This is a genomic window from Puniceibacterium sp. IMCC21224, assembly GCF_001038505.1.
Classification (GTDB): Bacteria; Pseudomonadota; Alphaproteobacteria; order Rhodobacterales; family Rhodobacteraceae; genus Puniceibacterium.
Genome location: NZ_LDPY01000002.1, coordinates 157,783 through 180,385, shown reverse-complemented (window position 1 = coordinate 180,385; position 22,603 = coordinate 157,783). Strand labels below are relative to the sequence as shown.

22 protein-coding genes are annotated in these 22,603 nt (G+C 62.7%); 17 read left to right on the top strand and 5 right to left on the bottom strand.

Features of this window, described 5'->3' with window-relative positions; translation table 11 throughout:
- The first annotated feature begins 5 nt into the window (after positions 1 to 5).
- The 4 genes from IMCC21224_RS20305 to IMCC21224_RS20290 all read left to right on the top strand — a co-directional run bounded on the left by IMCC21224_RS20305 (position 6) and on the right by IMCC21224_RS20290 (position 4,136).
- Positions 6 to 1,061, top strand: a complete 1,056-nt coding sequence (locus tag IMCC21224_RS20305) for an amidohydrolase (RefSeq protein ID WP_047997408.1) — start codon at positions 6 to 8, stop codon at positions 1,059 to 1,061.
- Between the two features lie 18 nt (positions 1,062 to 1,079).
- Complete coding sequence (locus tag IMCC21224_RS20300) at positions 1,080 to 2,000, top strand: NAD(P)-dependent oxidoreductase (protein ID WP_047997407.1); 921 nt, start codon at positions 1,080 to 1,082, stop codon at positions 1,998 to 2,000.
- A gap of 75 nt (positions 2,001 to 2,075) precedes the next feature.
- Positions 2,076 to 3,224, top strand: coding sequence for an iron-containing alcohol dehydrogenase (locus IMCC21224_RS20295; RefSeq protein WP_047997406.1), 1,149 nt, complete (start codon positions 2,076 to 2,078; stop codon positions 3,222 to 3,224).
- Positions 3,225 to 3,398: 174 nt separating this feature from the next.
- Positions 3,399 to 4,136 (top strand): SDR family NAD(P)-dependent oxidoreductase, encoded by a 738-nt coding sequence (locus tag IMCC21224_RS20290; protein ID WP_047997405.1) that lies wholly within the window; start codon positions 3,399 to 3,401, stop codon positions 4,134 to 4,136.
- A gap of 62 nt (positions 4,137 to 4,198) precedes the next feature.
- On the opposite strand, the gene IMCC21224_RS20285 is transcribed toward IMCC21224_RS20290, so the two are convergent.
- The 3 genes from IMCC21224_RS20285 to IMCC21224_RS20275 are packed head-to-tail and all read right to left on the bottom strand — an operon-like array spanning position 4,199 to position 7,115.
- Positions 4,199 to 4,849: a hypothetical protein gene (locus tag IMCC21224_RS20285; RefSeq protein WP_047997404.1), complete on the bottom strand. Its 651-nt coding sequence runs from the start codon at positions 4,847 to 4,849 to the stop codon at positions 4,199 to 4,201.
- Entirely contained in the window at positions 4,846 to 5,679 is an 834-nt protein-coding gene (locus IMCC21224_RS20280) for an alpha/beta fold hydrolase (protein ID WP_047997403.1), read from the bottom strand. The genes IMCC21224_RS20285 and IMCC21224_RS20280 overlap by 4 nt, the downstream gene beginning before the upstream one ends.
- The gene (locus IMCC21224_RS20275; protein ID WP_047997402.1) at positions 5,676 to 7,115 is read right to left on the bottom strand and encodes an FAD-dependent oxidoreductase; all 1,440 of its coding nucleotides are present in this window, start codon (positions 7,113 to 7,115) and stop codon (positions 5,676 to 5,678) included. The genes IMCC21224_RS20280 and IMCC21224_RS20275 overlap by 4 nt, the downstream gene beginning before the upstream one ends.
- Positions 7,116 to 7,268: 153 nt before the next feature.
- Between IMCC21224_RS20275 and IMCC21224_RS20270 the strand changes: the two genes are divergently transcribed.
- Genes IMCC21224_RS20270 through IMCC21224_RS20215 form a run of 12 tightly spaced genes read left to right on the top strand, consistent with a single transcriptional unit; the run spans position 7,269 to position 18,173 of the window.
- Complete coding sequence (locus IMCC21224_RS20270) at positions 7,269 to 7,784, top strand: TRAP transporter small permease (RefSeq protein WP_047997401.1); 516 nt, start codon at positions 7,269 to 7,271, stop codon at positions 7,782 to 7,784.
- Between the two features lie 28 nt (positions 7,785 to 7,812).
- Positions 7,813 to 9,105 (top strand): TRAP transporter large permease, encoded by a 1,293-nt coding sequence (locus IMCC21224_RS20265; RefSeq protein WP_053079107.1) that lies wholly within the window; start codon positions 7,813 to 7,815, stop codon positions 9,103 to 9,105.
- A 34-nt stretch (positions 9,106 to 9,139) separates the two neighbouring features.
- Positions 9,140 to 10,129, top strand: a complete 990-nt coding sequence (locus tag IMCC21224_RS26705; protein WP_053079106.1) for a TRAP transporter substrate-binding protein — start codon at positions 9,140 to 9,142, stop codon at positions 10,127 to 10,129.
- 12 nt (positions 10,130 to 10,141) lie between these two features.
- Entirely contained in the window at positions 10,142 to 10,477 is a 336-nt protein-coding gene (locus tag IMCC21224_RS20255) for a hypothetical protein (RefSeq protein WP_047997400.1), read from the top strand.
- A gap of 54 nt (positions 10,478 to 10,531) precedes the next feature.
- Positions 10,532 to 11,608, top strand: coding sequence for a class I SAM-dependent methyltransferase (locus tag IMCC21224_RS20250; protein ID WP_053079105.1), 1,077 nt, complete (start codon positions 10,532 to 10,534; stop codon positions 11,606 to 11,608).
- Between the two features lie 2 nt (positions 11,609 to 11,610).
- The gene (locus IMCC21224_RS20245; protein ID WP_047997635.1) at positions 11,611 to 12,342 is read left to right on the top strand and encodes an SDR family NAD(P)-dependent oxidoreductase; all 732 of its coding nucleotides are present in this window, start codon (positions 11,611 to 11,613) and stop codon (positions 12,340 to 12,342) included.
- Positions 12,339 to 12,866, top strand: coding sequence for a hypothetical protein (locus tag IMCC21224_RS20240; RefSeq protein WP_047997399.1), 528 nt, complete (start codon positions 12,339 to 12,341; stop codon positions 12,864 to 12,866). Before IMCC21224_RS20245 ends, IMCC21224_RS20240 begins: the two co-directional genes overlap by 4 nt.
- The gene (locus IMCC21224_RS20235) at positions 12,863 to 13,195 is read left to right on the top strand and encodes a hypothetical protein (RefSeq protein ID WP_047997398.1); all 333 of its coding nucleotides are present in this window, start codon (positions 12,863 to 12,865) and stop codon (positions 13,193 to 13,195) included. Before IMCC21224_RS20240 ends, IMCC21224_RS20235 begins: the two co-directional genes overlap by 4 nt.
- Complete coding sequence (locus IMCC21224_RS20230) at positions 13,192 to 15,156, top strand: FAD-dependent oxidoreductase (protein WP_053079103.1); 1,965 nt, start codon at positions 13,192 to 13,194, stop codon at positions 15,154 to 15,156. Before IMCC21224_RS20235 ends, IMCC21224_RS20230 begins: the two co-directional genes overlap by 4 nt.
- Positions 15,153 to 16,757, top strand: coding sequence for a GMC family oxidoreductase (locus IMCC21224_RS20225; protein WP_047997397.1), 1,605 nt, complete (start codon positions 15,153 to 15,155; stop codon positions 16,755 to 16,757). The genes IMCC21224_RS20230 and IMCC21224_RS20225 overlap by 4 nt, the downstream gene beginning before the upstream one ends.
- Positions 16,754 to 17,446, top strand: a complete 693-nt coding sequence (locus tag IMCC21224_RS20220; RefSeq protein ID WP_047997396.1) for a carboxymuconolactone decarboxylase family protein — start codon at positions 16,754 to 16,756, stop codon at positions 17,444 to 17,446. Before IMCC21224_RS20225 ends, IMCC21224_RS20220 begins: the two co-directional genes overlap by 4 nt.
- A complete protein-coding gene (locus tag IMCC21224_RS20215) occupies positions 17,439 to 18,173 on the top strand; it encodes a hypothetical protein (RefSeq protein ID WP_047997395.1) in 735 nt (244 codons plus the stop codon). Before IMCC21224_RS20220 ends, IMCC21224_RS20215 begins: the two co-directional genes overlap by 8 nt.
- 19 nt (positions 18,174 to 18,192) lie before the next feature.
- On the opposite strand, the gene IMCC21224_RS20210 is transcribed toward IMCC21224_RS20215, so the two are convergent.
- Together IMCC21224_RS20210 and IMCC21224_RS20205 are read right to left on the bottom strand one after the other, a co-directional pair.
- The gene (locus IMCC21224_RS20210) at positions 18,193 to 20,163 is read right to left on the bottom strand and encodes an FAD-dependent oxidoreductase (RefSeq protein ID WP_047997394.1); all 1,971 of its coding nucleotides are present in this window, start codon (positions 20,161 to 20,163) and stop codon (positions 18,193 to 18,195) included.
- Positions 20,164 to 20,167: 4 nt separating this feature from the next.
- Entirely contained in the window at positions 20,168 to 20,890 is a 723-nt protein-coding gene (locus tag IMCC21224_RS20205) for an SDR family NAD(P)-dependent oxidoreductase (RefSeq protein ID WP_047997393.1), read from the bottom strand.
- A 121-nt stretch (positions 20,891 to 21,011) separates the two neighbouring features.
- Between IMCC21224_RS20205 and IMCC21224_RS20200 the strand changes: the two genes are divergently transcribed.
- On the top strand, positions 21,012 to 22,598 hold the full coding sequence (locus tag IMCC21224_RS20200) for an FAD-dependent oxidoreductase (RefSeq protein WP_047997392.1): 1,587 nt from the start codon (positions 21,012 to 21,014) through the stop codon (positions 22,596 to 22,598).
- The last annotated feature ends 5 nt before the right edge of the window (positions 22,599 to 22,603 follow it).

The window sequence follows — 22,603 nt, the reverse complement described above, 5'->3', positions numbered from 1 at the left end:
CGCAGATGACCGCACAACACCCGCACCCCCTGCCGCGCAAGGATTGGCTGTCCCTGACCCAGGAAGAGCCGCTTTTGCCCGACCAGCCGATCATTGATGCCCACCACCACCTGTGGCGCAAATCGCACGATCCCTATACCGCGCGCGAGGTGCTGAAGGACGCGGGCGCGGGTCATCGCATCGTCGCGACCGTCTTTGTCGAAGGTGAGACAGGGTATCGCAGCGACGGCCCGGACGCGCTGAAACCTGTGGGTGAGACGGAGCTGGCAGCCGCCGAGGCCGGAACCCATGGGAGCGCGACCGATGTTGCGCGGGGTATCGTGTCTTATGCCGACCTGATGCTGGGCGACCGCGTGGATGAGGTGCTTGATGCTCATACCGACGCGGGGCAGGGGCGGTTTCGCGGCATCCGCTATTCGGTGCCCTGGCACGCCGATCCTGCGGCGCGCGGATCGACCCGCGTGCGCCCGGCGGGGCAACTCTATGATCCGATGGTGCGGGCGGGGCTGAGCGCGGTGCAGAAACGCGGTCTGGTCTATGACGCCTGGGCCTATCACACCCAGCTCAACGATATTTTCGACCTTGCCCGCGCCATGCCTGATCTGGCGATCATCATGGACCACGCGGGCGGACCAATCGGGATCGGGCCTTATGCGGGGCGCAGGGACGAGGTGTTCGTAGACTGGAAGCACGCGATCTCGCGGCTGGCCACCTGCCCGAACGTCTGTATCAAGCTGGGCGGCCTGGGTATGCGGCTGAATGGCTTCGGGTTCGACGGCTGGGAAAAGCCGCCCGGATCCCAGCAGCTCGCCGATGCATGGGGCCCTTATCTCGAAGCCTGCATTGACGCATTTGGGACGGATCGCGCAATGTTCGAGACGAATTTCCCCGTCGACAAGGGCGCGGCCCCGGCGGGCATCGTCTGGAACTGTTTCAAGCGGATTACGCTGCACGCCTCGGAAGAGGAACGCAACGCGCTTTTTTATCAAACCGCCAACCGGATCTATACGCTCGGCCTGCCTGATCCCTCTGCGGTCTGCGCAGGGTCGAAAAAGGTATGACACTAAGGAGGATTCGCGATGTCTGACAAACCGGTTATTGGGTTTATCGGTGTGGGATTTATGGGCCACGGCATGGCCAAAAACGTCCTGAAAGGGGGCTACGATCTCTGGATACGCGGCAATCGCAACCGCGCACCAGTCGAGGATCTTTTGGCGCAGGGTGCGCAAGAAGCCGCATCGCCCAAAGAGATCGCCGAGCGATGCGATATCGTGCATCTCTGCCTGTCCAATTCACCGCAGATAGAACAGGTGATGCGGGCGCCGGATGGCATTCTGGCCGGTGCGCGCGAGGGGCTGATCGTGATCGACGCCAGCACATCGGACCCGAAATCGACCCTGACACTGGCGGCGGAGCTGTCGGAAAAAGGCGGCACCATGGTCGACGCGCCATTGGGCCGCACGCCGAAACATGCCGAAGAGGGTGCGTTGCAGACAATGTTGGGCTGCGATGCCGCGACCCTGGCGATCATCCAGCCGGTGGTCGAATGCTGGGCCGACACGATCCAGCACATGGGCCCGGTCGGCAGTGGCCATAAAATGAAGCTGCTGCTGAACTTTGTCAGCCTGGGCAATGCGGCACTGTTGGCTGAGACACTGGTGCTGGGTGCCAAGATCGGCATTCCACCGACGCAAGTGCGCGAGGTGCTGACCTCAAGTCGTCAGAACAGCGGCTTCATGCAGACCTTTATGCAATACACAGTGGACCGTGACCGCGATGCGCACAAGTTTTCCATCGCCAACGGCAGCAAAGATCTGCGTTACGTCAATGCCATGGCGGCTGAAGCGGGGGTAATGAATGTCGTCGCCGCCGCTGTGCGGCAGTATTTCATCCACGCCGAGGCGGTCGGGGGACAAGATGATTTCGTGCCGATGCTAACCGACCATGTCGCCCGATTGAACGGGCTGGATATGGAGGTCGAAGCTGCAAAAGGGCGGTAGTCAATGCGGCCACCAACAGCGTCGGGACTGATGGTGCACAGGCCCCACCGCAAATGAAACGAAAAGGAGCTGACCATGAAATTCGACCTTTGCATTCCGACAGATATCCGGTTCGGGACCGGACAGATTGCCAGCCTCGACACGCTGATCCCGCCTGCGGCCCGGGTGCTGTTGCTGTATGGTGGTGGCAGTATCTTCAAAAACGGCATTCACCAACAGGTTCGCACCGCGTTGGGGGATCGAGCGGTGACTGAGTTTGGTGGCATTGAGCCGAACCCAGCCTATGAAACCCTGCAACAGGCATCTGTGACGGCCCGCTCGGCTGGGGTGGATTTAGTGCTTGGCGTTGGTGGTGGGTCGGTGATCGACGCGGCCAAATTCCTGTCCGTGATGATCGGCAGCGGCGACGATGATCCTTGGGACCGTTTTATCGATGGGTACGATCAGGTCAGCCCGGTGCCGAACGGCGCGGTGCTGACGCTGCCGGCAACGGGGTCGGAAAGCAATCCGGTTTCCGTGATCTCGAACAAGACCCGTCAGCTCAAACTGCCGTTCGCCAGCCAGAGCGCGCGCCCGGCCTTTGCAATTATGGACCCGTCATCGATGCTTAGCCTGTCGACGCGCCAGTTGCAGAATGGCGTGGTGGATTCCTTTACCCATGTGCTCGAACAATATCTGACCACGCGGGTGAACGCGCCGGTGCAGTACGGCTTTAGCGAGGCGATCCTTGAAGTGCTGATCGACTGGGGGCCAAAGCTGGTCGAAGATCGCAGTCTGGATGCCTGCGAAAACGTCATGTGGGCGGCGAACCAGGCGCTGAACGGGCTGATCGGGGCCGGGGTGCCACAGGATTGGTCAACGCATATGATCGGTCACGCGATCACCGCGCTGCACGGGCTGGACCATGCGCGAACGCTCACGATGATCATGCCGTCGCTCATGCGCTACAAACTTGAGGACAAACTGGCAATGCTGGCGCGCTTTGGCCGCAGGGTCTGGAAGATCGACGGCACTGATGATCGCGCGGTGGCCGAAGAGGCGATCCGCAGGACCGAGGTCTTTATGTCCGATATGTCCTGCCCGGTGCGGATATCCGAAGCATTGAACGATTTTGACCCGGATGCACTGATCCGTCACCTTGAGGCAGCGCGGCAGACAAGTCTTGGCGAGAATGCGGACATCGGCCCGAACCAAGTTCGAGCGATTCTGAAGATTGCGGCCTGAGGGCTGGTCGCCAGGGGCAGGCCAGACAGGGGTGCCCCTGGCCAAGCCTCGGCTGACCAGGCCGCAAACTGTTTGGGGTACGCGTCAGAGCCTGGCGTGTCTGACCGTAATGGGCGGTGTCGGACGACCTGCCCGCCGATCAACTAAATGGGACGGATCAATAGGGAGACTGGTATGACATCGAAAGTATTGCTCGTAACGGGTGGGTCGCGCGGGATCGGGGCCTGCGTTGCGCGTCAGGCGGCGGGCCGGGGATATCGGGTCTGCGTCAACTATCGCTCAAGCGCCGCAGAGGCCAAGACCGTCGTCGACGAAATCCAGCTCGCAGGTGGGCAGGCGTTTGCCTATGGCTGCGACACGGCGGATGACGATGCGGTAAAAGCGATGTTTACCGAGGTCGACCGCCGCTTTGGCCGTCTCGATGCGCTTGTGAACAATGCGGGCATGTATGGCGATCTCAGACCAGTCGAAGATCTGTCGGCGGGGGAAATCCGTCGTCTGCTGGACGTCAATGTTATGGGGTACATCATTTGTGCACGAGAGGCGCTCCGGCGGATGGCACCGCGACATGGCGGTAGCGGCGGTCGGATCGTCAACGTATCGTCGATTGCGGGGCAGAATGGCGGATCTCCCGGACGCACGCTCTATGCCTTGTCCAAAGGCGCCATCGACACCTTCTCCAAAGGTCTGTCCAAAGAAGGCGCGCCTGACGGGATCACAGTCAACACCTTTGCGCCGGGTCTGACCGATACCGATTTTAACCCGCCCGGTCGGGTCGCGTCACTCGCCAAGAGCGTTCCGCTGGGCCGAGTGGGCGAACCCGAAGAGATGGCCGCGGGCATCTTGTGGTTGCTGTCTGACGAAGCAAGCTATTGTACAGCCGCGACCCTGACAATGTCAGGCGGCCGATAATACACCCGGTCCACGACAGCCAACGCCAGCCCCGGCTGTTCGCAAACGGCCCTGTCGATACCCTAAGCCCGGTCGGGGGCGGCAATCAGATCCGCCCTGACGCGCAGAGTGGCAGGCGCAGTGGCGAACTGATTGACCCCATGCCGGACCGCCAGCCAGTCAAGCGCCAGCGGATTAGCGTCGAACGCCGGAGTTTTCCACGAAGCCCCTTGTCCAGAGCCTCCAAAATGCTTGTGCAGGACGTCTTCGACCTGCCAGACCAGATCGGCGTCAGGCAGTGAGGGTGCCGCGCCGGTTCCCCCCGCGAGCGTCAGGACGGCGTCCTTTGGTCGCCGGTCAGTGCGGAACACCGGGCGCATGAGGTAGGAATGGCGCAGCACCGGCGGGGCTTCTGCCCGACCATAACCCCACAACCGCAGCCATTCGCTTCGAAAGGCATCAAGATCGGGATTGAACCAGACCCGCTCCAGATCTGCTTCGGTTTCAAGCCCCTGAAAGTCGAAGTAGTCCCAGACCGGCACCGCACCTTGTTGCACGTCGCGCAGCCGCCAGTTTGCATAGTGCCGGGTGCCGGGAATCGCATTGAAAAACGGCATATCGACCCGGCGCAGCCAATCGGAATAGCCGCCCGGTTCGGCGCTGGCGGGGACAGTATACGCGATAAAGATCACCAGCGGGCAATCTTCGAGGGCGCGAGAGGGATCAGCGGTCATGCGGGTACACCTTCCAGAAATTGATCAAGCACCGCTGCCGTTGTGGCGTGAAACGCGGGGTCGGTCCAGGCGGGCAGCACCGTGCAGGTGGCACCGGGCACCAGATCAGCCACCGCCTGGCTGTATTCGTGCAACATGTCCGACGGCGATGACATCACCATTGTGGGCACACGCAGCAGCGGCAGACGCTCAACCTTGGGCCAGCGAAATGCGGCGCGATAAGACAGGTGGTAACTGCGCATCGCCTTGAGCACCTCGACCACAAAATCGTGCAGAGTGTCGTCGTCGGGCAGGCGCCCCTCAGCTGTGCGGTTGTAATACGGCCAGAACAGATGCTGATCGCGGCAGAAATGCCAGACCTTCATCAGATGCGTTGCCTCGGCATCGGGCCGGATTTCGCGGGCGTAGCGGTCAAGCACCTCGGATTGCAGCCCGCCGGAATACAGTCCCATGCCTTCGATGGTCAGGCTGCGGATACGGTCGGGATGGGCGATGGCGATTTCCATCGCGATCGAGGCACCGGTATGGCTGCCATAGATGTCAAATGGACCGTCAAAACAGCGGGTCAGCGCGTCAAAGGCGACTTGGGCCAGGTCGGGGATCTCGGGCGCGCTGTTTGGCAGAGGGGCAGAGTCGCCGTTGCCCGGTGTGTCGGGTGCGGCGCAGTTCCGCCCCCGCGCACCAAGCGCAGCCATCAGCGGTTCAAGCTGTTTCGACGATCCTGGTGACTGATGGATCAGCGCAAGTGGCGCGCCGTCGCGCGGACCAGCGTGACGCAAATGGATCTGACCTTGCCCAAGGTCGGCAAAGCTGCGGCGGATATCTGTCATAGGTCGTTCCTGTTCTTGGATTGTGTTGTCACTGATGTGCCAAGTTCCGCACCAAGCCAGCGACCCAGAGTCAATGCGGGTGTGACGCTCATACCGCTGACAAAGCCCTGCCCGGACAGCGCCGCGCCGCCCATCACCTCGCCCACGGCATAGAGGCCGGGAATGACCCCGGCGTCGCCCCGCACCTCGAGACGGTCGGTCACATCAAGTCCTGCGGCTGTCTTCAACACCATTCCGTGCATCAGGATCGCCCTGAGTCCCGGCCCGGCGATGGGCCTTGGGCAATGCAGGCGGCCCGTGCGGTCAGGCGCATCACCGCCGCAGGCAGCGGCATAGGCATTCAGGCTGTCGCTTAGATGGGCGGGATCCATTCCAGTGGCGCGGGCCAGCTCTGGCACCGTGTCCGCCCGCACAAAATCGGGGCGGCTGGCCCAGGCGTCGCGCAATTCGTCCCCGGTCCAGCCGGGCAGCAGGGCGGGCGCGTCGCGCAGGATAGCATCGTCGAAAACGCACCAGAACCGCAGCTCTGGCAGATCCAGAAGGGCGTGTTCACGTTCGTCGACGCTGGGCGAATCCTCGCGGACAAAGCGGCGACCGTCGGGCGAGAGGTGCAGTTCCCAGGGTTGGCGTTGCTGTGGGGTCAGTGCGGGCATTTGCCGCCAGTCGATCCGGTCGCCACCGGCGGTTTGGGGGATGCCGGCATAGGTGGGCAGGTATTTGTTGGCCCCGACAAGGCGTGCGCCAATGCTCTGCGCCATCTCGATCCCCGCTCCGGTCGAGCTGTCCAGCGCGGCAGTGACAAGTGGCCGGCCGGTCAGCTGTTCGAACATGCGGGCATTGCCGCCATACCCCCCCGACGCCAGCACCACGGCGCCTGCGGTGATCTCGTGACTCTGGCCACCATATTCGACGCGCAGACCTGTCACGGTACCGTCTGTGGTCAGCAAGGATGTCGCGCGGGTGCCGTAGCGCAGACTGGCGTTGGGCTGCTTCATCGCCCGCTCAAAAAGCGGGCGAACCGCCTTGAAAACCGACAGCCCGCCATCAACGCCCCAATAGGTGCGGGCGACTGAATAGGCCTCGTGCAGATACAGGATCGCGGGGCAGGCCGGGTCCATGTCAAACCCCAGCTCCATCAACCAGTCGATGGTCGCGCCCTGCCGGTCCACCGTGCGACGCAGCAGATCGGTTCGGGCCGTGCCGCCATTGATGCGCTCAATATCTGCCAGATGGGCGGCGGCGTTGTCCTCAATCCCCTGCTGCGCCTGCAATTGCGTCGCCGCACCGCTGAGCTGACCAAGCGAGACATGCAGGGTGCCACCCGGACGGTCGGTCTGCTCAATGACCAAAACCCGTGCGCCGGTGGCGACAGCCTCAATGGCGCAGGGCATTCCCGCAGTGCCTGCACCGACGACAATGATATCAAAATCTGGCATTCTTGTCCCTGATCTGGTCGCCGACCACGGAGACCTGTTTAAAAAACCGTAGACAAGTTGTTTTAGATATAAGACAGTAAGTCAACGAAAAGAGATACAGGTGATCGGGCTAATCCACATCTGCAATCTCTCAGGCAGGGGGTCTGAAGCGACATGAAAGCACTTGTGGCATTTGCGTGGTTCCGCAAGCTGGGGGCAGCAGTGTGCGGCGTCATGCTGACCGTATTCACCGGATTGGTGCTGTATTCGGTGATGATGCGGTACCTCTTTTCCGCCCCGCCACGTTGGGGCGAAGAGTTGCCCAAGCTATTGTTTGTGTGGATGATTTTTATCGGCGCGGCCTTTGCGCATTTCGCGGGCTCAAATCTGCGGATGACGCTTTTGATCGACAAGGTGGCCAATGGCCCGCGCCGGGTGATCGAACTGCTTATGCATACGCTCATCCTTGCCATGCTGCTGTTGATCCTGTGGTATTCTGTGCCGATTATACTGCTGACCATGCGGTCGACGTCATTGGCAACCGGTCTGAACGACAGCTTGACGTTCTGGGCGCTGCCTGTCGGCGCCTGTCTGCTGCTGATCAACGAAGTCTGGCGCATCGCGCGACTGATCCGTGGGCATGTGGACCATCCGGTGCCTCTGGCCGAAACACAGCTGGGCACAGAATGAGCAGCGCGTACAAATTTGAGGGCCGGGAATGCTGCTGACGATCTGTATCATCCTGTTGTTCCTGTTTGTCATGCTGGGCATGGACATCGCCTTTGCCATCGGTATGGCCGCGCTGGCCTTTATCGCAGCGAGCCAGTTTGACGGGCGCCCGGTGAATCCAGTGCTGTTCACCAAGACGGTGACCAGCGGTGTTGACAGTTATTCGCTGCTTGCCATTCCGATGTATGTTCTGGCTGGTGAATTGATGACCAAAGCGGGCGTGACCCGTCGACTGATCAATTTCGCAGCGAGTCTTGTTGCCCACCGCCCCGGCGGTCTGGCGAATGTGGGCATTACGTCAAACCTGTTTATGGCGGGCATTTCGGGGTCTGCCGTGGCGGATGCGGCTGCGACCGGGTCGATCCTGATCCCCGAAATGACGCGGCGCGGCTATTCTGCACGGTATGCGGCGGGGGTCATCTCGGCCTCGGCGGCGATGGCACCGATCATTCCGCCATCGATCCTGTTCATCCTGCTGGCGTCGATCGCAAACCTGTCGGTAGGCGAACTATTCATCGCCGGCATCCTGCCCGGGATCGTGATGTATGTCGGCCTGATTGGGGTCAGCGGCTTTATCGCCCGACGCTACGACATCCCGCGCGAACCCAAGGCGTCCTGGGCCGAGCGCAAGCGTGCCATGCAGGCGGGCATTCTGCCATTGGGTGCGCCGCTGATCATCATTGTGACCAAGATTTTCGGCATCGCCACCCCGACCGAGGCGGCATCGGTCGTCGTGCTCTATACGCTGATCATTGGCGTGGTGGTCTACCGCGACATGACACTCAAGGGTTTCTTTGAATCAGCTATAGCAGCGGCGATGACCACGGCTGTCCTGATGATGACGGTGGCCTTTAGCCAGATTTTTGGCCAGATCGCGGTGCTGGCCGGGCTGGGGCGGATGGTGCAATCCTGGTTGCTGTCGATTTCCGACAACCCCTATGTGCTGTTCATGATCATCAACCTGCTGCTGCTGGTGCTGGGCACCTTTCTGGATGCACTGCCGCTGATGCTGATCCTGTCGCCGATCTTTTTCCCGCTGATGACGTCGCTGGGGGTGGATCCGATCCACTTTGGGCTGGTCATGGTGTTCAACCTGGTGCTGGGCATGGTGACGCCGCCCGTCGGGCTGAACCTGTTTGTCATGGCCCGAATATCCGGAATCGGGATGCTCGACGTTTTTCGGGGCGGCCTGCCGTTCTACTGCGTGCTCTGGGCGGCGCTGTTGCTGCTGACCTACGTGCCGTGGATCACGCTGTTACTACCAACACTGCTCATCCGCTGAGCAGAATATAAAAACCAACAGGAGGACGACCCAAATGATCACTGGATTGACACGCCGACAGCTTCTGGCCTCTGCGACGGCTGCCGTGGCTGCGGGCCTGCTGCCACGGCGCGCGATGGCTGCAACCATTCTGCGGTATGGCAATGCCGGCGGACCACAATCGCTGTCGAACACGTTCAACGGCACTTTGTCGGACACTTTGTCCGAACGCACTGGCGGCGAGCTATCGTTTGAAATCTTTGCCGGTACCCTAGGCGGGGAAAAGGATCTGATCGAATCCATGGCCCTGGGCGCGCTGGATATCTACAACGGCGCCTATACCGGCACTGATCAGTTCGATGTGATGTATTCGCCCTATTTCTTTAAGGACGGCGCCCACGCCAAGACGGTGCTGGACAGCGATATCGGCGCCACCGCGTCCAAGGCGCTGGAGGACAAGTACAACGCGCGCCTGCTGGGCGCGGGCCGTCTGGGCGGCTACAACCTGATGCTCAAGGAACCGATTGAATCGCTGGCCGATCTCAAGGGGCGCAAAATCCGCGCGCCACAGATCAAGGGCTGCATCGAGGCGCTGAGTTTTTTCGGCGCGATCCCGACCCCAATCCCCTTCAACGAAGTGTATCTGTCGCTGCAAAGCGGGATCGTCGACGGGGTTCTGACCGCGCTGAATCCTGCAGTGCAGTTCAAATTCTACGAGGTCTGCAAGAATGTTGTGGTGCCCGATTTCGGTCTGGCGCTGGACAAGCAGGTGATCTCGGTCGCGGCCTGGGACGCATTGGGCGAAGAGAACCAAACCATTCTGCAGGACACCTTCGACGAACTGGAACAGGAAGCCTACTACAAGGCTGGCCTGGACGCCAAGGGCACCGATCTTGCGGCCTGGGCTGCAGCCAATGGCGACGACGCGCTAATCGACCTCGATGCATCGGGTCTGGCCACGGATATCGCCCCACTGAACGAAAAGATGGCGAACGACGCATTCGGCGACGGATCGTGGGCCAAGATGCAGGAAATGTCGGCATAAGGAGGCGGCCAGATGGGCATGATACAGCATCCGACGGGTCTGCCGCTCAAATCCGAGCAGACCTTTTTCGAGGACCCTGCCGTTGATCGGCTGATGGCGATGGTTATGACCCTCGCGGCCGAGCTGCATGTCACCCGCGACCGGTTGGCCACGCTTGAGATGGTGATCGAGCAGGGTCAGCCCGTCACGCGCGACGTGCTGGACACGTTTGTGCCCAACCCGGCGCAGAAAGAGGTGCTCGATTCCGCGCGCCAGCAGTTCAGCGATGCGCTGATGTTCTGCACCCTTGGGGTCGAGGCGTCGCTAGGCGCCCCCGAAGAGGGTGTGGGCAAGTTCGACAAATCCTGAGCTTTGGTGCGGCCAGGGCCCCTGGCCGCACCTGATTTTTCCCGGAGAAGACTGATGTTCGAAGATATCCCGCAGAACCGTCCGTTTGATGCCTATCAGGCGTTTGTTCTGGACTGCAAGCTCAACTGGACCCGGCGCATGTTTCCCGAATTGCGTACCCGCTACGAGGCGGCGGCGGCGCGGGGCGATACCCCCAAAGGGCCGCAGGAAGTCGCGGATCTTATGCAGGATGACACCACCGCGCGGATGTTCGGCTGGTTCGAGCGGCACATGCAACGGATGAAATATTCCGGTCAGCGCGGTCTGACCGAGCATTACGACCAGTACCGGGGCGAAATCGCCGACGCGCTTGGCGGTGATCTGCCGGGCCGGCTTTTGACGCTCGATCCCGATTTTCAGCAGCCGGACTATTACACGTCGATTGATATCCATCAGCATCCCGGTGGCGTCTGGAGCGATGAGATCGCCGGCTATGTCTACGAGCGCGGCGCCCAAAGCACGGCACCGATGTTGCAAAAATCTCAGAGCCTGTTTCACCGCCTGACCGCGCAGGCCCTGACCCGCGCGGGCCGCGACGTGAAACGGGTTGTCGATCTGGGGTGTGGCTGGGGTGGCAGCACACAGCCCTATTACGAGGATCACCCCGACATTCACGTCACAGGTGTCGAACTATCTGCGCCTTGCCTGCGCGTCGCGGCCCTGCGCGCCGCTGAATTGCAGGCCCAGAATGTGACGTATCGTCAGGCCGATGCGGTCGAAACCGGTCTGCCCGGCGGCGAAAATGACATCGTGACCTCAACTATGGTGCTGCATGAAATGCCGCCATCACATATCCGCGCCTTGTTCAAGGAAAGCCATCGTCTGTTGGCACCGGGCGGGCTGTCAATTCACCTCGATTTCCTGATGCGGGACGATCCGTTCAAGCAATGGATTCATAACGGCCACTCGGCGCGCAACAATGAACCTTTCATGGTGCCGCTGAATGGCATGGACATCGCGCAGGCGCATCGTGACGCAGGGTTTGACGATGTGGAGATTGTCCCGTTCGAGGAGTTTGACGGTGCATTGTCACCTGACAACACCGCCTGGCGGTTCCCATGGACGATGATCATCGCCCGCAAGGCGGCCTGAATATGGCAAATCCACTGATCGACCTTGTCGGCCAGCGGCTGCTGGTGATGGGTGCGGGGGCTGGTATCGGCGCCTCTGTCCTGGAGCTGGCGCTGGAGGCAGGTGCGCACGTCGCCGCCACGGTGATGGACACCGAACAGGCCGCCGGCGCCGCAGCGGTGCAGGTCTGCGACGTCACCGATCCCCACGCTGTCACGCAGGCGGTTGATGCCAGCGCCGATGCGCTTGGTGGCCTGGATGCGGTGATCCTGACGGCGGGCGTCTTTGACTTTCGCGGGGTCGAGGAAACTTCGGATGCGGATTGGCGGCGCGTGATGTCGATCAATCTGGACGGGCCCTTCCACGTGGCCCGCGCCGCCGCGCCCCACCTGCGCCAGACCAAAGGCGCGCTGGTGCTGTTTTCCAGTCAGGTCGGCCTGATCGGCCATCCACGCGCCACCTCTTATGCGGCGTCGAAATCGGCGGTCAACGGGCTCGTGCGCACGCTGGCGGTTGAATTTGCACCTTGGGGTGGACGGGTGAATGCGGTGGCCCCCGGCCCGATCGAAACCGGGATGACCAAAGTCGCGCGCACCGATCCGACCCGCCGCGACGGCCTGTTGAAATCGATTCCGCTGAATCGGTTCGGGCAACCCCAAGAGGTCGCACGTGCAGCCCTGTTTCTGGCGGCACCCGGCGTCAGCTTTGTCACGGGTCATGTGCTGGTCATTGACGGGGGGGTGACAGCAATATGACCCAACGCCCACCAATTGATCCCTATTACGTGCAGGAAGACGACAATCTGGACGAGATGGCCGAGACGCTCAAACCCGCGCTTCAGTTCTGCGACGATGACCTTGCCCGCCTGTCACCAGAGGCCAAGAACCTGTTTTCCGGGCGTCGGCATCTGGGGCTTGGCTGGCTCGACCGGTACGAGATCGTGGTCGAAATTATTTCGGCCCCAGGCGGGTGCCACTGTGATGTGGCTGCGGGGCAGAAGCTCGTCTTTGACATGCGCCACAAGGTCAAACCGGATCTGTCAGACGCACCGCTGTGCGTGCACCTGATGGCGCCGGTGCTGTCGATATTCTATATGACGTTTGACCGCGCAGCCGAGGGGCTGAACCCGTTGACCTGCATCTGGCGCTATATCGAATGCCCGATGACCGGCGATGATCTGGGCCAAAGCAAGGCCCGGGCGCAGGTCCATATCCGCGACGCCGCAACCCATGCGCCCGTGACAGCACGGGTGCTGGCGCAGCGCGAGGGCGGACCATGAAATACCAGAATTGCGAGATCGTCGCCACCGTTACCAAATCGTTTCACTGCGCGAACATGATTAAGGCGGGCGAAGTGCTGGTCTTTGACATGCAGGGCCGCATGCTGGCCACCAAAAGCACGGCCAATCTATGCCTTGGTATCATCGCTAAACTGCAGCCTGCGATCCTTATGGCGCAGGATCGTATGGCCGAGGGGCTGCACCCGATTTCACCGCGTTACAAGGCGTTTGACTGCTTTGATACTGGAATCGACCACGGTGGCACCGGCAAGGTGTTCGTTGATCTGCACCTGCGCGATGCCGATACGCAGGACCGGGTTGAGCCATGACAGACCGCTATGCCCGCGTCATGACCCCGCTGACCATCGGCGGGGTCGAAATCCGCAATCGGATCTTTCTGCCGGCGCACACCACCAACTTTGGCCGCGATTTTTTGCCAACCGAGGCGCATGTCGCCTATTTGCGCGCCCGGGCGCGGGCCGGCGTCGGGCTGATCTTTGTCGAACCCTTGCGGGTGCATCCCACGTCGCTCGGGCGGGCCGGCGGGCTGAGCGGTGCGGACCCGCGCGCGCTGGACGGGTTGCGGCGGATCGTAGACGCAGTGCGAAATCCCGGCGCGCGTATCTTTGTGCAGATCACGCACGCCGGACGACACGGCCCGAACGAGGTCGACCGCCTGCCCGCCTGGGGCCCATCCGCCGTGCCTTGGGTCGCGGGTGGCGAGATGCCCCATGCAATGACCCGCGCCGAGATGGTTGAGGTCCGCGATGCGTATGTCCGCACTGCGGAACTGGCCGTCGCGGCAGGGTTCGAGGGGATCGAGGTGCATCTGGGCCATGGCCATCTGCTGCACCAGTTCCTGTCGCCTGCGGCCAACACGCGTGACGATGAGTATGGCGGATCGCTTGAGAATCGCATGCGCTTTCCGCTTGAGGTTCTGCGGGCTGTGGTGAACGCCGTTGGTGTGCGCCTTGCCGTCGGCGTACGGACCAGTGTCGATGACCTGATGCCCGGCGCCGTTGGCCCACAAGAGCATCGGATCATCACCCGTGCCGCCGCTGCGCTGCCGGGTCTGGCATTTGTGAACGCATCAGTTGCGGCGTATCAGTGGCCCAGCATCGGGCATCACGTTGCGGATATGGCGCATCCCAGCCATCCGTTCCGCGACCTGACCGAGGCGCTGCGCCCGGAAATTGGCAATCTGCCGCTGCTGACTGCCAACCGCTATCGCTCCCTCTCCGAGGCCGAGAAGACGCTGGCGCGCGGACAGATTGATATGGTCGGGATGAACCGTGCCCACATGGCCGACCCCGATCTGATCGCCAAGAGTCTGGCTGGCCGCGAGGGTGAGGTACGTCCCTGTGTCGCGCATAACTTCTGCATTGGACAGATCGCGGCGCATCAGCCGATTTCCTGCATGATGAACCCCGGTGTCGGCAAGGAACAGCATTGGAGCGATCCCCCCGCCAAAGCCGCCCTGACGTCCCGTGTATTGGTGGTCGGCGGTGGCCCGGCTGGGATGGAGGCGGCGCGCATCGCAGCCCTTGCCGGGCACGATGTCACGATATGGGAACGCAGCGGATCGCTGGGTGGCAAACTTGCGCTGTGCGCTTCGGGGTATGGGCGGGGCGATATCGGGGCGATGCGCGACTGGTTGTGCGATGCGGTGATCCGCGCCGGGGTGCGGATCGGCATCAACCGTGACGCGACTGTTGCGGCGCTCAGAGACGCGGGCGCCGACGTCATTCTGCTGGCCACCGGGGCGCAGCACGACGCCGGATATCTCGCTGATGCGTCGCTGCTGTCGCCGCAGATGGCGTTGTCGCAACCACGGGATAGCTGGTCAGGCCAGCGCGTCGCGCTCTGGGACGAGGCCGGGTCGTGGGCAACCCTGTCGGTTGCCGAAACGCTGGCGCAAGCCGGTGCGCAGGTCGAAATTCTACAGGCGTCGACTGCTCCGCTGTGGTCGGTATCGCTGTATAGTCGGATGACGGCGTTGGAACGGTTGGCGCAACTGGGCGTCATCCGCCATCTGGGAATGATGCCGCGATCGGCCAGCAACACTATGCTGACCTGCCGCAACAGCCTAACCAGTCGTGAAACCACGCTTGGGCCATTTGATTGTATCGTGCATTCCGCGCCTGGCGTAGCGCCAACCGGATTTCAGGATGCCTTGGAACAGGTGGGCCTTGCGGTCCGCACCATCGGCGACGCGGTTGCGCCGCGCACCCTGTTCGACGCCATGCAAGATGCCCAGGCCGCAGCGCGCAGCATAGGGAAAGCAGCATGAGCCGTGACATACATGCGGATGTGATCGTGGTCGGCTCCGGCTCTGCCGGGGCGGTGGTCGCCGGGCGGCTGGCTGCGGAAACCGACGCGCAGGTCCTGCTGATCGAGGCCGGCGGGCGTGGCCGAAATCCGCTGTTCCGGGTGCCGTTGATGACCGGGATTTTGCTGCGCGGACGGTATGCCAACTGGTATTATCACACCGAACCCGAGCCGGGCCTTGACAGGCGTCGCCTGTTCTGGCCGCGCGGCAAGGTGCTGGGCGGTTCGTCGTCGATCAACGGCATGGTCTGGACCCGTGGTCTGCCCTCGGACTACGATGGCTGGGCGCAACGCGGGCTGCCCGGTTGGGGCTGGGACGACGTTCAGGCCCGGTTTCTCCGGATCGAGGGGCACCAAAAGCTGAGCGATTTCCCCGACATCAATCCACTGTCACAGGCGTTTCTGGATGCGGGTGTGCAGGCGGGCCATCCACGCACGACAGATTTTAACGGTCCCTCACCCGAGGGCATGGGCCGCTATGATTTCACCATCGCCGGGGGGCGCAGGCTCAGCGCGGCAAGCGCCTGGCTCGCGCCGCACAGGGACCGGCCAAACCTGCGCATCCTGACCGGGGCCCACGCGCTGCGGGTTCTGGTCGAAGGCGGGCGCGCCGTTGGGTTGGAACTGGCGCAAGGATCCGCGCGGATCACCGCGCGCGCTGCCAGCGAAGTGGTATTAAGCTGCGGCACGGTGAACACGCCCCAACTGTTGATGCTGTCGGGGATTGGACCGGCGGATCATCTGAATGACCACGGGATCGCGGTGTGCCACGATCTGCCCGGCGTGGGGCAGGGGGTGCAGGATCACCTTCTGGTGCGGGTCGAGCATGATTGCACCCGCCCTGTCACCTTGCACAATCTGTTGCGTGCCGACCGCGCCGCGCTGGCGTTGGGGCAGGCGATGCTGTTCGGCACTGGCCCCGCAGCGCGCTTTCCGCTTGAGGCGGGGGCGTTCCTGCGTTCTGATCCGGCGTTGGATACACCCGATCTTCAGGCGCATTTTCTGCCCGGCCGGTCGACCGCTGCCGTTCGTGTGCCGTTTCGCAAGGCGACGGCGCAGCAGGGTCATGGGTTCTTCGCCAATATCTACCAGATGCGCCCCGAAAGCCGTGGCCAGATCCGGTTGCAGAGTGATGATCCCAAAGTTCCGCCCGCTATCACCGGCGGATACCTGACCGCGCCGCGCGACATCGCGGTGTTGCGCGCCGGGGTCCGGCGGCTGCGCGAGATTTTTGCCCAGAGCGCGTTTGACAACTGGCGCGGGCCTGAGATCCGGCCTAGTGCAGGGGTGCAATCTGATGCTGATCTGGACACCTGGATCCGGGCCAATGCTGAATCCGTTTTTCACCCGGTCGGGTCGTGTCGAATGGGCAATGACGCTCTGGCCGTCACGGATGCCGCGCTGAAGGTACACGGGATTGACGGGCTGCGCATTGCCGATGCTTCGGTGATGCCAACGCTGACCAGCAACAACACACAGGCGCCCACCTCAATGATCGGTATGCATGCAGCCGATCTGGTGATTGCGGCGCTTGATGCAGACACACGCAAGGGGGTGGCATGAGTGACGAAGACCTGACCGCAAAGCTGGCAACGCTGCGTGACAAACGCGGATACCTGCTGCCGCATCACGGGTTGCTGGCGCTGACCGCCCCGGCGCTGCTGACTGCCTATGATGCTGTCTATACCGCGATGACTCTGGATGACCGCGTGCTGTCGCATCATGATCGCGAGTTCGTCTGGCTGGGTATCCTGATTGCCACGGACGAGGAAATCGCGACGCATCACATTGCCAAGTTCCGCGCGGCGGGCGGCAGCGAAGATGAGATCCGGGCGGCAGTGTCGCTGACTGCGACGGTCTGCGGTTTTCGCGCCTATCATTTTGCGGCGCATGATTGGGCCGCACATCTGGGCAATATTGACTTTCGTGCCGACTGGAACCGGGCGGTTCTGGCCGCCGGCAAAGGGGTCGGCCCCAGACTGTGCCATCTGACGGCCTGCGCCATTCAGATCTGCAACGGCGCATGGGATGGGCTGCGCTGGCAGCTGGATCACGCCTATGCCGCGGCTGTGCCCGAAGCCGAGCTGGCCGAGGCAATTTCGCTGACCATGTTTCCCGGCAGCGTGCCCTATTTTGTGACTGCCGCCGGTATCTGGAAAGAGATGATTGCCGCCGGGGAGTTGCCTGCCTCGGACGCGTTTCGGATCTGGGCGAACATGCCTGGACAGGGCGGACACGGGTCGGATGACTGAGCCAACGCAGGCTTTGCGGGCCAGGCTGGACCGGCTGGCGGCGGCGCGGGGATTTCTACTGCCGCATCACGGCGCGCTGGCGGTCGGCGCGCCCGAACTGCACGACGCATATCTGCAGATGTACAACGCGCTGACGGTCGCGCCACGGGTGCTGAGCGCGCATGAACGGGAATGTGTCTGGCTGGGTATTCTCATCGCCGTCGAAGAGCATGTCGGCACGCACCACCTTGAGCTGTTCCGGCAGGCTGACGGCACCGACGCCGAGGCCGAGGCCGTGATCGCCCTGACCGGTCAGGCGGCATCGCTGTCGGCGTTTCGATTTGCGGCGCGCAGCTTTCCGGATCATCTGCCAGCGCTGGACCCGACTGCGGCCTATGACCGCTGCATCGCCGCCTTGCGCGGGCCGCTGCCGGTTGAACTAGCAGGCCTTGTGCTGCTTTCGGTGCAGGCGGCGCGCGGCGATCGGGACGGCGTCGCCCATCATCTGCGGATGTGCTACGCCGAGGGACTGGCCGAGGATGCGATGGTCGAGGCGCTAAGCTACCTGATTTGGCCGCGTGGCGTGAATTGCTTTCTTGACGCCTGCGAGGTTTGGCATGGCCTGATGGTCGCGGGCGAGGTGACGCCGTCGGAACGTTTCGCCGTCTGGCGCGATATGCCCGGACAGGGGGCGTTTCGTGCGGCGAACGGGGCGCGGGTTGCCGGCTTTGACGAGGAACCAGGCTAAGACAGGGCTGGGTTTGGGGCTAAAGGTCGCGCGCGGCTTCGTGTCCCTCATAAATCGCCTCAAGTGCTGTGCGGGCCGATTGACAGTCACCCACTGCCAGTCGGTTTAATGGGTTGTTCATCCCGTCCTGCCGGGTCAGCGCCATCGGGCGGGCCGGCAAGGGCGCGATCACACTGTCAGCAGCAAACCGGGCACCTGTTTCGCCAAGGGACAGGTCCGTCAGTTGCACCATACCATCGGCAAAATCCGCCAGCGCCTGTCCGGGGATCACACGAACGCGTTTGTTGCGCAGCCGCTGGCGCAGGGCAAATCCGCTATACATGCTGATTGTCCAGCCGGGGCTGCCGGTCGGCGCGACCAGCGTCACCGTCTTGCCCAGATCCGCCAGCCATTCGGCGACCGATACCACCGACCAGGTGCCGAGCGTATCCACCAACGTCACGTTCTGGCCCAGCAAATCGGGTGCGTCAAGCGCGGCCTCAAGCGTCAGCATCTGCGCGCCGGAGGTCAGTGTTTGCGCCCGTGGCACCGCGCCGATCGCCTGGATCACCGCATCATAGCCCTGACCCGTTGTCGCATCCGCCGCCGTGTTCAGGTGGACCGCCACGCCGACGCGCCGCAGTCTGGCCTGCTGCGATGACAGCAGCGTGGCGAATTCCCCCCGCAGCGGCATGCGAGACGTCCAGAGCAGTGCCCCACCCAGGCTGTCAGATTGTTCAACCAGCGTGACTGTGTGACCCAGTTCAGCCGCAGTTGCTGCGGCTTCCATTCCGCCCGGTCCACCGCCGATCACCAGCACATTCTTGACGGTGCCCGTGCGGGCCAATGCGGGCGTTGGCCAATCTGCTTCGCGCCCTGCGGCGGGGTTGCTTAGACAAGTGATGGCGAGGTTCAGCGCAAGCATCCCCGCACAGCCCTGATTGCAGCCGATACACGGGGTTGTTTCTGCGTCGCGGCCCATCCGCGCCTTGGTTACGATCTCCGGGTCAGCGATATGCGCGCGCGCCATGCCGATCATGTCAGCACTGCCGGTGGCCAGCATCTCTTCGGCCTGGGCGATCTGCTGATAGCGGCAGGCGGTCATGACCACAGGTTTGTGCGCGACTGCGTCAAGCGCGGTTGAAATCGCTGTGGTTAGCGGTTGAAAGTCCTGAATGCGAAAGGCCATGTCAGCCATCTGGGTCGAAACGGTGTAGCTGCCGTGATAGGCGGAATGCGAGACATTCACAAAATCGACCTGCACCGCAGTGACCAATTGCGTGACGATGGCCGTCATGTCGTCCAGCGTCAGCCCGCCGGGCAAATATTCATCGGCGCTGATCCTTATGCCCAGCGTGCGTTCCCGCCCTATCCGCGCCCGCACCGCCCGCAAAGTATCGAGCGGAAACCGCATCCGATTTTCCAGCGAACCACCATAGGCATCCCCGCGCATGTTTGACGCAGGAGACAGAAACTGTTGTAGCAGGTGGCCGTGCGACATCGTCAGCTCGATCCCGTCCAGCCCCGCGTCGATCAGATTGGCGGCCACATCGGCGTGGCCTTGCACCACCAGCGCGATTTCTTCTTCCGTCATCGGATGTGGCGGTGGGGCTGTGGCGGCCCACGGAATGTCCGAGGCAGACCAAGCCGGGGTGCGGGCAAAATTGCCGTCGATATGACGACCCAGATGGATGATCTGGCCGAACAACCTGCCACCTTCGGATCGCACTGCATCGGCAATCCGGGCAAAACGTGGGATGCAGGCAGGGTCGAAGCCATTTAATCCCTGCTGCCGCCCCAGGCTGGAGCGATGCACGCGGATGCCCTCAAAGATGCTAAGTCCGACGCCACCAGCGGCGCGCGCGCGATGATAGGCCAGGTGCCGTTCGGACGGCAGGTTGTTTTCACCGTAGTTGGTGGTGTGAGCGGGCATAAAGATCCGGTTGCGGACCTGCGTTGTTCCAATGGTCAGCGGCGTAAAGACATGCGGATACCGGGGGTGCGGTGCCATGGCGTCAATCCATCCTCAATCCGCCGTTCACCGCCAGAACTGATCCGGTGGTGAACCCGGCGTCGCTGTGCAAAAAATAAGACACGGCGGCGGCGATTTCTTGCGGCTGGCCCATGCGTTTCAGCGGGGTCGACGCTGACATCGCGGCCTTGCGTTCGGGTGTGTGCGCCGCCAGCATCGGGGTTTCGACCGCGCCGGGGGCGACGCAATTAACGGTGATGTTGCGGGGGGCAAGCTCTTGCGCGATGGATTTTGTCAGCGATTCGATCCCGCCCTTGCTGGCAGCATAGGCTGTGCCGGTGATCACGCCGCCGGTGCGTCCGGCGAGTGAGCCCAGTGTTACGATCCGCCCACCATCCGCGATCCAGTCGCGCGCCGCGAGACAGCACAGAAATGGCCCGGTCAGATTTACCGCCAGAATGTCGTCCCAGCGGTCAGCATCCAGATCAGAGAGCTTGCCATTGTCCACGACCCCGGCAGCAAGAACGAGACCATACAACCTGGGCACCGCCTGACGCGCTGCGGCAAAGGCTGCGGCAACAGACGCGCGGTCTGTCAGTTCGATGCCAAACGCCAGACCGCCTGTTTCAGCTGCGATGGCATCAAGCGCGGCACCAGGCCGATCCAACAGGATGAGAGGCGCGTGCGCGTCGGCGCTGATCCGCCGTGCGATGGCGCTGCCTATGCCGCCTGCGGCCCCTGTGACTGCAACTGCTCCTTTGGTCATCGGCTGTCCTTTGTGCTGTTGTGTCGGCGGGGACGCGCGCGAATTGATTTGGTAGCCGACCACTTCTGTATCTATAATGCACGAAAATATGTATTTGCAACATGACAGGTGAGTGGCAGACATGGACTGCGATGTTCTGATTATTGGCGCTGGCGCCGGGGGCGCAGCCGCCGCCTGGCGCCTTGCACGTCACGGGTTTTCCGTAACCTGCCTTGAGCGGGGCGACTGGACCGATCCCACAGCGTCACCGTCGCAGGATCCCGACTGGGAGGTGATCCGCCAGCGCGGTTGGAATCCGAATCCCAATCTGCGCAATCGCGCGGCCGATGACCCTGTCGATGACGCCGAGAGTGAGATAAAGCCGCTGTATTTTGATGGCGTGGGTGGCAGCACGGTGATGTGGTCGTGCCATTTTCCCCGCTTTCATCCGTCGGATTTTTGCAGCAATCGCCAAGATGGATTCGGTGACGATTGGCCGATCAGCTACCGGGATCTGGCGCCCTATTACAATTTGAACGAAACGATGATGGGGGTTGCGGGCCTGCCCGGCAATCCCGCCTATCCGCCGTCGGACGCGCCCCGGTTGCCGCCGGTGGGCCTGTCGCCTGGGGCGCGGCGCATGGCCGAGGCGTTCAACCGGGCCGGGGTCTCGTGGTGGCCGGGTGACATCGCGATCAACACTGGCCCCACGGACGGGCAGCGCGAGAGCTGCAACAATTGCGGCCCATGCGAACTGCATTGCCCGCGACGGGCGAAATCGGCGACGGATTTGAATTACTGGCCCGCCGCGATCGCAGCCGGGGCAAAGATTGTGACCGGCGCGCGGGCAACCGACCTGCTGACCACGCCGCAGGGAACGGCCCGAGGGGTCGTCTGGCTGGATAAAAAGGGGCGCGAACACGCGGCGCATGCCCCGATTGTGATCCTTGCCGCCAACGGGCTCGGCTCACCCCGGTTTCTGTTGAATGCGCCGGGTGCGCAGTCGGTCAATCGCAGCCGGCTGGTCGGGCGACGGTTGATGTTGCACCCGTTTGCCCGCGTTACCGGGTTGTTCGATACGCCGATGGAGGGACATCGCGGCATTGCGGCCGGATCTCTGGTAAGCCATCATTTTTACGAAACCGATACCGCACGAGGGTTCCGGCGCGGGGTCAAGTTGCAGGCGCTTGGGACACATGGGCCTGCGTTAACCGCGCTTGGATCGCTGGGGCGGCGCGCACCTTGGGGGCGGGGGCATCACGCGGCGTTCTCGCAGATGTTCGGGCATGCCTACAGCCTGTCGATCTGCGCTGACGACGCACCGGACCCCGAGAACCGAATCGCGCTGTCCGAGACGCTTAAGGGATCGGACGGTTTGCCGGCAGCGCGAATGATCTATCGTATTCCACCAGAAGCCAGACAGGCGCTGGATTACGGCCGCGGGCGGGCGCGCGAAATTCTGGCGCTGGCGGGTGCACACAGCTTTATCGACATGGAAACGGTTCCCCAAGCCGGGTTTCACCTGATGGGTACGGCGCGGATGGGCGTGGACCGGGAGACCTCTGTTCTCGACATGTGGTGCGAGGCGCATGACCTGCCGGGGCTTTTCGTGACGGATGGATCTGCCTTTGTCACGGCGGCGGCGGCAAATCCAACCAATACATTGCAGGCGCTGGCACTGCGCGCAGCTGACCGGATCGCGGCAACACGGGCGCGCCGTGCGGCCTGATACAA